The following is a 12,221-nucleotide window of genomic DNA, read 5'->3' as shown; positions in this document are numbered from 1 at the left end:
TTTTTATTTTTTATTAAACAGTAAAATAATGAAAGACACTATACAGCTGATGCCTCCGAAGAGATAAACGGTCTGATAATCAAACCAGCCTGCAATTAATCCTGCAATGGGCCCCGCGAGACCTAATGAAAGGTCAACAAATGCTACATAGGCTCCTAATGCTGTTCCTCTCATCTGCGGCTTTACTTTTTGAATGGCAAGAACTCCCAAAGCCGGAAAAACCAATGAAAATCCTCCCCCCGTTAATCCACATCCGATAATGGCCAATGTTTTGGATGTAGAGGTCCAGATCAGCATTTGTCCGGCCACTTCGATAATCAGAGAGATTAAGGCTATTGTAAAACCACCGTATTTATCCGGAAAAGAAGCAAAGAAAATTCTGGTCAGCACATAAGATGCTCCAAAAACCATAAAGGGCAGTGAAGCATCACCCCAGTTTTTTTGGGAGAAAAACAAGGCAATAAAAGAAGCAATACATCCAAAAGCCATTGAGGAAAAAGCAAGGCTCAGTCCCTGACCGGAAATGGCACCAATTACTTTGTAGAAAGGTGTTCTTACATGATCTTTATCCACGGGAATAGAAGGAAGTTTTGCTGTAGAAAGCCAGCTTACCAGCGGAAGTAAGGCAATAAGAAGAAAAGCAGGCAGAATATGGTATTCTTTACTTAACCAGATGCTTAGCGGAGCTCCGATTGCAATTCCTGCATACATCGCGATACCATTCCACGTCATTACTTTGCCTGAGCTGGAATGACCTGCTAGGCCTATTCCCCAGGTTAATGCACCGGTAACCAGGAAGCTTTCGCCAATCCCATGAATAATTCTTGCTATTAAAAGGAAGGAAAGGGCCAGGAAAGGATGCGCCTGAAATAATACAGCCATCACATAAACAATCCCCGCTGCAACGGCTAATACTACCCCCGACATTTTACTTTTCTTGGCACCTCCGGTATCTGTAATTTTTCCGGAATAGGCTCGGGTTAAAAGTGTAGACAATGATTGCAGTCCGATGACAAGACCTACAATAATGCTGTCAAAACCTAAAGTGTTCTGAACAAATCCGGGAACTACTCCCAAAGCAATTCCTATGGTAAGATAAACTCCAAATACTGAAATGATAATAGGAACAGTAGCCTGATAGAAAGTAATAGTTGGTCCCTTTTCTAATGTTGTACTCATAAATTTTGTTTTAAAATATTCGGTGCAAAGGTCTCCGAACAGTCAATACAAAACTTTGATCTAAGTCAAAAAAGGTACAGCTATTTAATCAAAATCCAGAAAACTATCAGTAAGCTGCTTCCACTGTATTTTTGCAATTCCCATCATTCCGCCAATAGCAATCACAAGATTTCTGATGACATCCAGAAACTTAGCGTTTCGGTTAGGTCTTTCATTTCGGCCGTATACCGCTGCTTGCAGATGATCGGTACTTCTGGATATCATGAAGGTTGAGCTGGCTGCAGAACTATAAAAATGAGCAATGTGACGGCTTTTCTTATTTTGAGGATTTACTGAAGGTTCGCATGTGATAGACAGGCTCTCGGAAAAGCTATCCTCATAGAAACAGATATCTGTTATTTTTACCCAATCATACCCTTTTGCCTCTGCTTCTCCCGGGCCAGGAATATCAATCCGGATAAAATCTCCTATCAGAGGTTCGCGGTCGACAGGATCACCATTAAAATTATGCAATTTAAATGCGGCAAACGCTTTCCCGCTGTAACTTTCCCATTGATTAACTGAAAAAAATCTTTTTTTTAATATTTCAAATTTTTCCGGAATCAGAGCCTGGTCAAATACTTTTCTGCTTTCCGTGTCATGAAAGCCTCCTGATTTTTGTGCAGGAACACCCTTAAGTATTTTTGGAATCATATTAGATTTTTAAGCAAAGTAGTATAAAAAACTTATAGAATTTATGCGCAGGATCATATAAATAGTTAAACGATTGTTTGAATACCAACCGGGATAAGACCAAATTTTGATAATAATTCACTTTTTGACATTTCTTTATTTTGGTTAAAAATCGTGTGTACAATTCCTCAGATGGCGAATTATATTTATTAGCATAGATTTTTATGTTGTCAATTTCGGAATCTCAAAGAAAACGAAGAAGATTTAGGAAATAATTATTTTTATATCAAATCAATAATTTTTAAAAAAAATAAGCTTATGATGTTTTACATAACATGATTTTTGTTTATATTTGTGAATCGAAATAATTTTTTTTCATCATTTGTGTTTTTTTAAGGTCTCCATTCGTGGAGACCTTTTTATTTTTAACAATATCATAATTGAATATTGACTGTTGAAGTGGAAAAATGATCAAAATGTGAAATATTTTCTTTTTTGAGCCAGATCACTGCTTTTATTTAAAGGAAGTCAAGAAGTTTTGTAATGTTAATAATTCCCTTTTTTAATATATTCAAACTGACATTCTACAGGTTAAAAACCTATTGAATGTTTCTCATAAAATCAGTTGGCCTGAACTTCATCACAGACTGAAAACTTCTGGTATAAGCCTGAACACTTTTATATCCTACTTCATAAGCTGTCTCTGAAATCGTAAGATTTCCGGAGCTCAAATGTTCCAGACTTTTGATGATACGAAGCATTTGCTGATACTTGCTTAGGGTAAGACCTGTTTCCTTTTTGAAAATACGTTCCAGTGTACGGAAAGACAGAAGAACTGTATCACTCAGCTTTTCCATGTTGATTTCATGACGATAATGATTATGCAGATGTTCTATAACTTTATCAAGACGCTTATCTTTCGGAAGGCTGATATGAAAAGTCAGAGAATGTTCTACAAACCGTGGAAGTTCGTTGAACATTGCTTTCAGGAACAGGTTCTCATGATGATCCGAAGTCATCAGCTTGGACCATTTCTCTGCATATTTTATCATTTCCTTCAAAACAGGCGGAACAGAGAATACGTTCACTTTATGATAAAAAGCTTCTTCGGTCCTGATGTCCGCAAACATGATCATCAGTTTGATTTTTTCAGAATGGGAATTGGTTTTATGGACAGCATTGGGAGGTATCCATACTGCATGATTCTGGGGAAGGAGATAGATTTTTTCTTCAATGGTAATATACTGAAAACCGCTCTCTACATATACAAGCTGGCCTTTCTGATGGTGATGAAGTACGTTATCGTGAATCCAGTTTTCTTCAAACCATACAAAATATGGTTTTTTGAGGTCATCTATTTTTATACTGTCATTAGCGTTCATGTCGTTTCAGGTTAAAACTTTGGCAAAATTAAACAAATTTACTATGTTAATTTTGTACAAAAGTTTTTATTATGATGAAGAGTGAAGTAAAGAAGAATGCTTCGTATGTTTTATTAATCATTAATGTTCTGGTTGTTATCTTGATTTCCAGCAATCTCCGCTCGCCGATTGTTGCGGTGGCTCCTGTTCTCGGAGAAGTAAGAGATGCTTTACAACTGGATAATTTTCAGGTGAGCCTGCTCACTTCTATTCCACTGTTTATGTTCGCTGCCTGTTCTGTACTGGTGAGCAGGTTTTCTAATAAGTTTGGAATCAGTAAGCTTCTGATGTATTCCCTGATTATTTTAAGCTTCGGATTATTTTTGCGAATCACCGGATCTCTATGGCTTTTGTTTTTGGGTTCTATCTTCATTGGTTTGGGAATATGCATTGGAAATGTGGTTACTCCCGGATACGTTAAAAATAATTTTCCAAAGCAGATTGGTCTTATGACAGGAATTTTTGCGGTATCTATGAATCTTACAGCAGCTTTAGCTTCCGGATTCAGCGTGAAAATAGGAGAACTGACAGGTTTTGGATGGAAAGGCTCTCTGGGAATATGGCTGGTGATTGCCGCATTGGCTTTTCTTGTTTTATCATTGGAATTCATATGTAATAAAAGAAATCCGGCTCCATCTAAAACGGCGCTTAGTACTTCAGATTTTAATATGTTCAAATCTGCCCAGGCATGGAATATCAGTATTTTTATGGGATTGCAGTCTTTATTTTATTATTGCCTGGTAGCATGGCTTCCTTCCTTTCTTGCTGACTTTCATATGCAGGGAGAAAGTTCGGGCTGGGTATTTTTTGTCATTCAGATTACGATGATTCCTGTGACATTCTGCTGTCCGATTATTGCCAGTAAAATGAAAGATCAGAGACTTATGATCCTTTTCATCTGTACCCTGATGTTCAGCAGTACAATGATGTTTGTTTTTCTGAAATCTCAGTGGATTTATGTGAATGCTGTGATTATCGGAATATCTAATGGATTGTCTTTCAGCCTGTCGATCCTGTTTTTTTCCACGAGAACGAAAAACAGCAGCAATGCGGTTAAAATATCAGGAATGGCACAGTCTGTAGGTTATCTGATTGCTGCATTCGGGCCTCCGTTGTTTGGAAAACTGCATGATTGGGATATTTCCTGGAACAGTTCATTCTATCTGTTAAGCTGTGCCGTACTGCTGATGCTGTATTTTGGAATGAAGGCGGCAAGAAATAAATATGTTGAGGATTAGGAAAGTTAAAGGTCAGGTCACCCTTCTTTTATTGCTGGACGCTACCCATTCTTCTTTTTGGCATCTTGGGCAGCTTCCGGCATTACCTGCTTTTTTATGCTCTGTGTATCCACAGAATATACAAGAATAATGTTTGTCTTCATGAATATATTGTAACGGATTATTTAATGAGTCTGGCATAATAGGAAGCCCGTATCTTACAGATTCATTTTCAAAAAAGAATACGCTGATCTCTCCTGATATTTCTTCTATGGCCATTTCAATCTGGCCAAGCTGAGAAACTCCTTTTAACCTGAGTTCTGCAAAGAATTCGTCACTTCCGAGATTTTCTTTTTGAAAGTTTTTAATGGAGAATTCACCATTTTCTATCAGGCAGATGGACTTTCCTTCCACCAGATTTTCAAATTTTTTACTTTTTCCGATAAAATGGGTCACAATAGAATACAGGAGAATGATAACAATAAAAACAATAAGGGAAGAAATAATTCCGACATCCTTATTAAACATAGGATCTCCTGCTGCTGATCCCAGGCCGATAATGACTACCAATTCAAAGATTGAGAGCTGTTTTACCCCTCTTTTTCCCAAAATTCTAAGCCCGATAATAATAGCCAGAAACATAATCATGGTACGAAGAATGATCTCTAAAAGAAAAGACCACTCTTCATGCCCTAATAATAATTCTTTCCAATCAAGATTTAAGAGAAAAACTGACAGCATACACATTATTTATCAGGGAATATTCAAAAAATAAGCCAGAACCCCTGCTATTTATTTCATAGATATTTCAGGCTTACCTCTTCACCGTCATCAAGTATAAAACATCTTTCCGCTAATCCGTTTTCAAGGATCTTTTTCTGAATAAATTTTCTGTCTTCCCTACAGTGGCTCAGGGCCTCCAGATGCGTTACCCAAACAGTGGCTTCCGGAGCAGATTCACATACTTTTATGATATCTTCACTGGTCATAATAATAGGATCTCCTACGGAAAAAGTGGCCGCTCCACCCGCTACAATGATGTGCTGTGGCTGATGTTTTTCAATTTCTGCAGCAATTTCATCATACCAGATTGTGTCTCCTGCGATATATACGGATTTATGGTCTTTTTTAAAGACAAAACCATTCACGATTCCCATTTTTTCTCCGATTTCCCCGGTTCCGTGCCGGCCTTTGGTTTTAGATATTTCAATAGTATTCCATTGAAGATGATCCTTCAGAACAATGATATTGGTGAAGCCTTGTTCTGCAATCTGTCCTGAAATAACATCGGAACAGATGAGCGGAATATTCTTGTCGAGGAGTTCAATGGCAGCATCATCCCAATGATCAGGATGAAGGTGGGTTACGGCAACGGCGTCTACTCTTTCTAACTTTTTATTTAATTCTTCTTTCTCAAAAGGCAGGTCTACGAGAGGATTGAGTAATTCACTGTCTGTCATGGGCATTTTTCCCCTGAAACCTTTGTCACCGAGCATCGGATCTATCAGGATAGAAATTCCATCAATATTCAGTACTAATGTTGCATTGCGCCATAATTGTAATTTCATTTTGGGTATTTTTGTTTAACAAATGTATTACCTAATAACAGCAAAACAATCGAAGGTTACCAAAAAGTTAACCATATATATTCAATTGACTTATGAATTTTGAGGAATTTAAAAACTGTGGATTAAGACGAAGCCTGGATATTCTTTCAGGGAAATGGAAACCATTGATTCTGCACAACCTTTTTGAAGATGACCGGGTCCGCTTTGCGGAACTTTGGCGTACTATGCCCCGTGTTTCCAAGAAAGTACTGTCAGAGCAATTGAAACAGTTGGAAGAAGATCATATTATTGAAAGGATTGAAGTTTACAATTTCCCACCGGAAGTGTATTATAAACTGACTGAAAAAGGCCGGAAGCTGGGCCCTATTCTTTTGGAATTGCATTCATGGGGAAATGAACAGGGATAAAACATTTATTTAATATTTTATATATTGTTAAAAATTACCGTGTATTTTAATTTAAATAGCATATAAAACTAATAACTTTTTACAAATGAAAAGAATCATTATTTTGATCTCCTGCGCAATAGGCACATGGGTAACTGCACAGATAGTGCCTCCGCCAACGATTCAAAGATCTAACACAACATCCCGCGGACTAACTGTCAATTCAAGAAAAGGGACATTAATTGAAAAGAAAATCATCAATTTAGGTAAGTTTAAAAATTTGAATATTCAAAAAATTGTAACGAAAGATGTTTCAGAAAATTCTTCGGATACTCTATTGGGAATCATGTATGAATATGAAACTTTTGATGAAATCTACAAAAAGACACTCACCATTGATAAAAATGAATTGGGAAAACTGATCCAGGCTCTTCAGACGGTAGAACAGAAAGAAAACGAAAAGGCTGGCCAGGAAACCAAATATAAGTTTGTAACGATGATTAATATTGAATTCGGAAGTGTTTACCGTGAAAAATTTTCTTCGTGGGTGAATTATATAAAAATTCCGGGCAATCATTTTAATCAGAACTTGCTGGAATTCAATAAAGATGAATTAAAAGAATTGATTGCTATTTTGAAGAAAGCAGAACAGGAAATTTAAAAAATACAGGTGCTTACATTCAACATCAAAACCTTATAGGTTGTGAAAATCTATAAGGTATATTAAAAAAATTAAAAATAATTATTACCGGAACGGATCGTTTATTCTCTAAACTGATCCAGCACCTCCGTAATATTCTGATAAACAAAATCCAATTCTTCTGATGTAATGCAATATGGCGGAACCAGATAGATTACATTTCCCAACGGCCTCATGATAATCCCTCTCTGTAAGAATTCATTGTAAAGCTTCTTCCCTATTTCATTGAAATAAGAAGTATCATTTCCGGTTTTGAAATCGAACGCTAAAATAGTTCCGATCTGACGAACCTTTTCTACATGAGGATGCAAAGCAAGTGCTTTCACAAACTCTGAATGTTGATGAGTGATGCGGTTGATATTCATTTGAGTTTCATTTGTCAATAGTAATTCCATACTGGCAAGAGCCGCTGTACAGGCTAAAGGATTAGCTGTAAACGAATGCCCGTGAAATAAGGTTTTATAGCGGTCTTCAGAAAGGAAAGCATCATAGATTTCATTGGAGCAGGTCGTAATTCCCATAGGCATGGTTCCTCCTGTCAATCCTTTTGAAAAACACATAATATCCGGCTTTTCCGTAAGATAATCTGCTGCGAAAAGTTTACCTGTTCTTCCAAACCCTGTAAAAACTTCATCCTGGATCATGAGAACGCCTTCTTCTCTACAGAATTTCATCAGCTGGCTAAGGTCTTCAGCTTTATACATCAGCATTCCGGCAGCACCCTGAACTAATGGCTCATAGATAAAACAAGCCACTTCATCAGCTAATTCTTTAATCTGTTTCTGCAGGCTTTCCAGATTTTCAGCATTGGGCGTATCTATAAAAACAACTTCAAACAGCATGCTTTCAAAAGGTTTTGTCCAAAAGCTTTTTCCGCTTACAGACATGGCTCCGAAGGTATCTCCGTGATACGCATTTTTAAAAGCTAAAATCTTCGTCTTCTTTTTCTCTTTATTGTATGCATATTGAATACACATTTTCAAAGCAACTTCTACTGCGGTAGAGCCATTATCCGAATAAAAGACCTTTTCCTGGCCAGCCGGAAGAAGTTTCAGTAAATTTTCTGAAAGCTGTACGGCAGGTTCATGGGTAAATCCGGCGAAAATCACCTGTTCCAGTGTATTCAACTGTTCAAAAATACGTTGAGCAATATAAGGATGAGAATGGCCGTGCAATGTTACCCACCATGATGAAACAACATCCAGATATTTTTTTCCTTCGGTATCATACAGGTAAATTCCTTTTCCTTTTACAATAGGAATGGCATCGTCAGCTGTTTTCATCTGGGTATAAGGGTGCCAGTTTACCGCTTTATCTCTCTCCTGCAGGCTGATTTCTTTTGTTATTGTATTCATATTTTGAGATAAAAAGTAATAATCAGTGATAAATTGTTTAAGTTTTAGCGCTATGGTCGCTAGGTTTTTCACTTTGCATACTGTTGTTCTGAGTTCGCAAAGGCGTTTCACTCAGCAATTAGAAACATTCTGCCTTGCTGAATAGAATGCCTTTGCGAGCGAAATATTTTCAGAATTACTCTGCGAACCTTAGCGTTAAAAACTAATATTAGTATTGATGAAATCAGATACCAATGTTGCGATAAAAATTATAATACTCATAATCCAGCTCATCACTCATCATTTATAATTCATAATTATCTAACAGCATGTTTCTTTTTTCATCATAGGTTTCAATCCTAATGTCTGAAGCATCTGCATATCTTCAGAAACTCCAGGATTAGGCGTTACCAGTAAAGTTTCTCTTTCTCCCGTGAAAATGGAATTGGCTCCTGCCATAAAGCACCATGCCTGTTCTGTTTCAGACATTTCTATACGACCTGCACTCAATCTTACTATAGAAGAAGGCATTACGATTCTTGCAGTCGCAATCATTCTGACCATTTCCCAGGTATCAACTTTTTCATTATCTGCTAACGGAGTTCCCGCTACCCTTGCTAATGCATTAATTGGAACGGATTCAGGATGCTTTGGCATTGTTGCCAGTGTCAGAAGCATTGAAATTCTGTCTCTGTGGGTCTCTCCAAGCCCTATAATTCCTCCGGAACATACTGTGATTCCTGCTTTTCTTACATTGTTGATCGTATTGATTCTGTTGTCAAAAGTTCTTGTAGAGATGATCTCTTCATAATACTGTTCAGAAGTATCCAGATTGTGATTGTAAGCATATAATCCGGCTTCCTGAAGTCTGATCGCCTGTTCTTCGGTAAGCATACCCAGTGTACAGCAAACTTCAAGGCCAAGTTCGTTTACTCCCTTTACCATATCAATTACCCTGTCAAAGTCGCGGTTATTACGAACTTCACGCCATGCTGCTGCCATACAGAATCTTGAAGACCCTGAATCTTTTGCTTTCTGAGCATGAGCAATTACGGTTTCTGTAGGTAATAAAGCCTGTACTTTAATATCCGTGTGATAACGGGCTGCCTGTCCACAATAAGAGCAGTCTTCAGGACATCCACCTGTTTTGATGGATAATAAAGTAGATATCTGCACTTCGGAAGGATCATGCCATTCGCGGTGTACGGTGGCTGCTTTATAGATCAGTTCCATCAGGGGAAGGTGATAAATTTCCTCGATCTCTTCTTTAGTCCAGTTGTTTCTCAATGTTGTTGTATCCATTATCATAATTTTGTTATTACTAATTGTTTTGCAGCATGTTGTATAGATTCCCTATCCGTATTTTTGATTTCGGGAATCTTTATCAATTTTGTTTCTTTTTCAATAAAACTGCAGATCACTCTTTCTGTATCTTCGGGAAAATCTCCGTTAAGAATTAAATATTCCAGCTGAATTTCTCTCTGTCGTAAGGCTAAGATTGAAAGCAGGCTATGGTTGATACAGCCCAGGTAGTTTCTTACAACCAGTGCTGCCGGAATGTTTAACTCCTCAATCAGATCGATCATAAATGTTGTGTCTGAAATCGGTACCATAAGGCCTCCGGCTCCTTCTACAATGAGTGGATTTGCTGTTTTTGGGAGTTGAAAATCATTCAGATTGATGGTGATATTTTCTTCTTTTGCAGACTGATGGGGTGATGCTGCCAGCTGTAAACGGTAAGTTTCCGGATGACAGACATTTGTATCAGTCCATGCTTCAATTTTATGACTGTCTGTATAGTGCAGATCTCCGGATTGTATGGGTTTCCAGTATTCTGTTTTAAAATGCTGAACCAAGACGGCTGAGCAGACTGTTTTTCCTATTTCGGTTCCTATTCCTGTTATAAATAATTTCATGCTTTTCGTGATGCGGGGTTCGGGATTCGTGATCCGGTGTTAAAAGTTTATTTTTTGTTTTAAATAAATTCTTTAATAATTCCTGTCAGTTTTACAATTTCTTCCTCCGTATTGAAGCTATGGAGGCAGATTCTTAATCTTTCGCTTCCTTCTTTTACTGTGGGACTGTATATAGCATAGGTCAAAAATCCTTCTTCAGATAACATATCCTGTAATTCTTTCAGTCTTTGATTGTCGGGGATCACAATAGCCTGAACCGGACTTGTTTCCGCCGATGGAGACTGTAGTTTTTTGCTTCGGAAAACTTTGATGTTATTCTGAAGTTTTTCAGCCGGTTCATGATTTTGATCTAAAAATTCATATCCTGTTTTGATACTCATCCACTGAAAATCCTGTGCTGATGTGGTATAGATGAACGGACTTGCAAAATTGACCAGATAAGATTTCACCGTTTCATTACAGAGAATTGCTGCTCCGTGGCTTCCAAGAGCTTTTCCGTAAGTTATAACTGCTGCTGAAACCTGATTATGCAACTGGTATTTTTCAATCAATCCATAGCCAAAAACCCCAAATGCATGGGCTTCATCTACAATCAGAGAGGCTTTGTATTGACTGGCAAGCACAGCGATGTCCTGAATAGGAGCAAAATCTCCTTCCATGGAGTAAAGACTTTCTATCGCGATATAACAATGTCCTTTCTGTCTTTTTAAAATATTTTCAAGATCTTCGATATCATTGTGTTTGAATTTCAGTTTTTTTGCATTGGATAGTTTGCAGCCATCATGTACTGAACGATGGATCTGTTCGTCCACCATCACAGTATCATGACGGTTGGGAAGCGTAGAAAACAAAGCCAGATTTGCATTATATCCGGATGGAAAAAGTAATGCGGACTCAAAATGATGTTTCTGCGCAATATAATTTTCCACGGAAACCGCCATATCACTGTTCCCGCTAATCAATCTTGAACCTGTACTTCCGGAAAGTAGTTGAGGATGATCTGTAATCTTTTGCAACAGTAATTGCTGAAGGTTTTTACTTTTTGCAAACCCCAGATAATCATTGGAATAAAAATCAATTCCATCTGATTGAAGTTTTAAACATCTTAACGTTTCCTCCTCTTTTCTTTTGTCAAGAGATTCCTGAAAATGAGAGACATTGCTAAGCATAATTCAGCTGAGCTACTTCCTGGGTAATCGCATTGATCCATTCTTCATGCAGTTCTTTTTCTATCGTTAGAATATGGTCAGCATGATGCTTCCAGTCAGATGAAAACTCATTGAGCTGATGAATCATTTCTTCCAAATGACCTTCTTCTTCCAAAATAATAGATTTTACCATAATTTTAGAAGAAGCTTCGGTAAGTGCCTGCTGATATACGGGATAAAGCTCATCTGCCCGAACTTCAATAGCATAGGTTACGAAAAGATAAGCGGCATATTTAATATCTGTTTTGTCAAGATTGAAAGCTTTCTGAAGATAACGGCAGGCTTTAATATCTAATGAGTGAAGATACTGGCTTGTGGCGATAGGTGCCAGAAGTTCTGTGCTTTCATAGGTTTTGCAAAGCTCTGGATTTATTTTACCAATTTGTTTTTTTAAATAATAAGCATGACGGTGTTCCTCAGCAGCATGTTTCAGCTGGATCTGAGAAACCAGGGTTGGATGTTCACATTTTGATATTTTTCTTGCACCGGCATTTTCCATAAAAGAAAGCGTGTTCAGCCATTTGGCGTGGGTACTTCCTTCCTGTACAATTCTTTTTAACAGATGTTGAAATTCCATAGATTTTTATTTTGATGTCAAAAGTAGTATATTGCCGGATGGT

Annotated in this window: 13 protein-coding genes; 3 read left to right on the top strand and 10 right to left on the bottom strand. The window is 37.6% G+C overall.

What is annotated here, in order from left to right:
- Positions 1 to 3: 3 nt before the first annotated feature.
- The 3 genes from V0410_RS04015 to V0410_RS04005 all read right to left on the bottom strand — a co-directional run bounded on the left by V0410_RS04015 (position 4) and on the right by V0410_RS04005 (position 3,233).
- Positions 4 to 1,179, bottom strand: coding sequence for an MFS transporter (locus V0410_RS04015; RefSeq protein ID WP_330746414.1), 1,176 nt, complete (start codon positions 1,177 to 1,179; stop codon positions 4 to 6).
- An 84-nt stretch (positions 1,180 to 1,263) separates the two neighbouring features.
- The gene (locus tag V0410_RS04010; protein WP_330746413.1) at positions 1,264 to 1,872 is read right to left on the bottom strand and encodes a hypothetical protein; all 609 of its coding nucleotides are present in this window, start codon (positions 1,870 to 1,872) and stop codon (positions 1,264 to 1,266) included.
- A 578-nt stretch (positions 1,873 to 2,450) separates the two neighbouring features.
- Positions 2,451 to 3,233 carry an AraC family transcriptional regulator gene (locus tag V0410_RS04005; RefSeq protein WP_330746412.1) on the bottom strand — a complete coding sequence of 261 codons (783 nt, stop codon included), beginning with the start codon at positions 3,231 to 3,233 and terminating at the stop codon, positions 2,451 to 2,453.
- 71 nt (positions 3,234 to 3,304) lie between these two features.
- Between V0410_RS04005 and V0410_RS04000 the strand changes: the two genes are divergently transcribed.
- Positions 3,305 to 4,510 carry a CynX/NimT family MFS transporter gene (locus V0410_RS04000; RefSeq protein WP_330746411.1) on the top strand — a complete coding sequence of 402 codons (1,206 nt, stop codon included), beginning with the start codon at positions 3,305 to 3,307 and terminating at the stop codon, positions 4,508 to 4,510.
- Between the two features lie 12 nt (positions 4,511 to 4,522).
- Here the strand turns inward: V0410_RS04000 and V0410_RS03995 are convergent, their stop codons facing one another.
- Together V0410_RS03995 and V0410_RS03990 are read right to left on the bottom strand one after the other, a co-directional pair.
- The gene (locus tag V0410_RS03995; protein ID WP_227942116.1) at positions 4,523 to 5,230 is read right to left on the bottom strand and encodes a DUF421 domain-containing protein; all 708 of its coding nucleotides are present in this window, start codon (positions 5,228 to 5,230) and stop codon (positions 4,523 to 4,525) included.
- Between the two features lie 56 nt (positions 5,231 to 5,286).
- Complete coding sequence (locus V0410_RS03990; protein WP_330746410.1) at positions 5,287 to 6,057, bottom strand: MBL fold metallo-hydrolase; 771 nt, start codon at positions 6,055 to 6,057, stop codon at positions 5,287 to 5,289.
- Between the two features lie 92 nt (positions 6,058 to 6,149).
- Here V0410_RS03990 and V0410_RS03985 point away from each other — a divergent pair, with 92 nt between their 5' ends.
- Together V0410_RS03985 and V0410_RS03980 are read left to right on the top strand one after the other, a co-directional pair.
- On the top strand, positions 6,150 to 6,464 hold the full coding sequence (locus tag V0410_RS03985) for a winged helix-turn-helix transcriptional regulator (RefSeq protein ID WP_330746409.1): 315 nt from the start codon (positions 6,150 to 6,152) through the stop codon (positions 6,462 to 6,464).
- An 85-nt stretch (positions 6,465 to 6,549) separates the two neighbouring features.
- The gene (locus V0410_RS03980) at positions 6,550 to 7,104 is read left to right on the top strand and encodes a hypothetical protein (RefSeq protein ID WP_330746408.1); all 555 of its coding nucleotides are present in this window, start codon (positions 6,550 to 6,552) and stop codon (positions 7,102 to 7,104) included.
- A gap of 101 nt (positions 7,105 to 7,205) precedes the next feature.
- On the opposite strand, the gene bioA is transcribed toward V0410_RS03980, so the two are convergent.
- The 5 genes from bioA to V0410_RS03955 all read right to left on the bottom strand — a co-directional run bounded on the left by bioA (position 7,206) and on the right by V0410_RS03955 (position 12,178).
- On the bottom strand, positions 7,206 to 8,498 hold the full coding sequence (gene bioA, locus V0410_RS03975) for an adenosylmethionine--8-amino-7-oxononanoate transaminase (RefSeq protein WP_330746407.1): 1,293 nt from the start codon (positions 8,496 to 8,498) through the stop codon (positions 7,206 to 7,208).
- A gap of 300 nt (positions 8,499 to 8,798) precedes the next feature.
- A complete protein-coding gene (gene bioB / locus V0410_RS03970; protein ID WP_330746406.1) occupies positions 8,799 to 9,779 on the bottom strand; it encodes a biotin synthase BioB in 981 nt (326 codons plus the stop codon).
- A 2-nt stretch (positions 9,780 to 9,781) separates the two neighbouring features.
- Positions 9,782 to 10,393, bottom strand: a complete 612-nt coding sequence (gene bioD / locus V0410_RS03965; RefSeq protein ID WP_330746405.1) for a dethiobiotin synthase — start codon at positions 10,391 to 10,393, stop codon at positions 9,782 to 9,784.
- A 59-nt stretch (positions 10,394 to 10,452) separates the two neighbouring features.
- Positions 10,453 to 11,562 (bottom strand): aminotransferase class I/II-fold pyridoxal phosphate-dependent enzyme, encoded by a 1,110-nt coding sequence (locus V0410_RS03960; protein WP_330746404.1) that lies wholly within the window; start codon positions 11,560 to 11,562, stop codon positions 10,453 to 10,455.
- The gene (locus V0410_RS03955) at positions 11,555 to 12,178 is read right to left on the bottom strand and encodes a hypothetical protein (protein ID WP_330746403.1); all 624 of its coding nucleotides are present in this window, start codon (positions 12,176 to 12,178) and stop codon (positions 11,555 to 11,557) included. The genes V0410_RS03960 and V0410_RS03955 overlap by 8 nt, the downstream gene beginning before the upstream one ends.
- Positions 12,179 to 12,221 lie beyond the last annotated feature (43 nt).

The sequence above is a fragment of the Chryseobacterium sp. CP-77 genome (assembly GCF_036362765.1).
Lineage (GTDB): Bacteria > Bacteroidota > Bacteroidia > Flavobacteriales > Weeksellaceae > Chryseobacterium > Chryseobacterium cupriresistens.
Note: the sequence above shows the minus strand (reverse complement) of the source record. Positions and strands in the feature narration are given on the sequence as shown.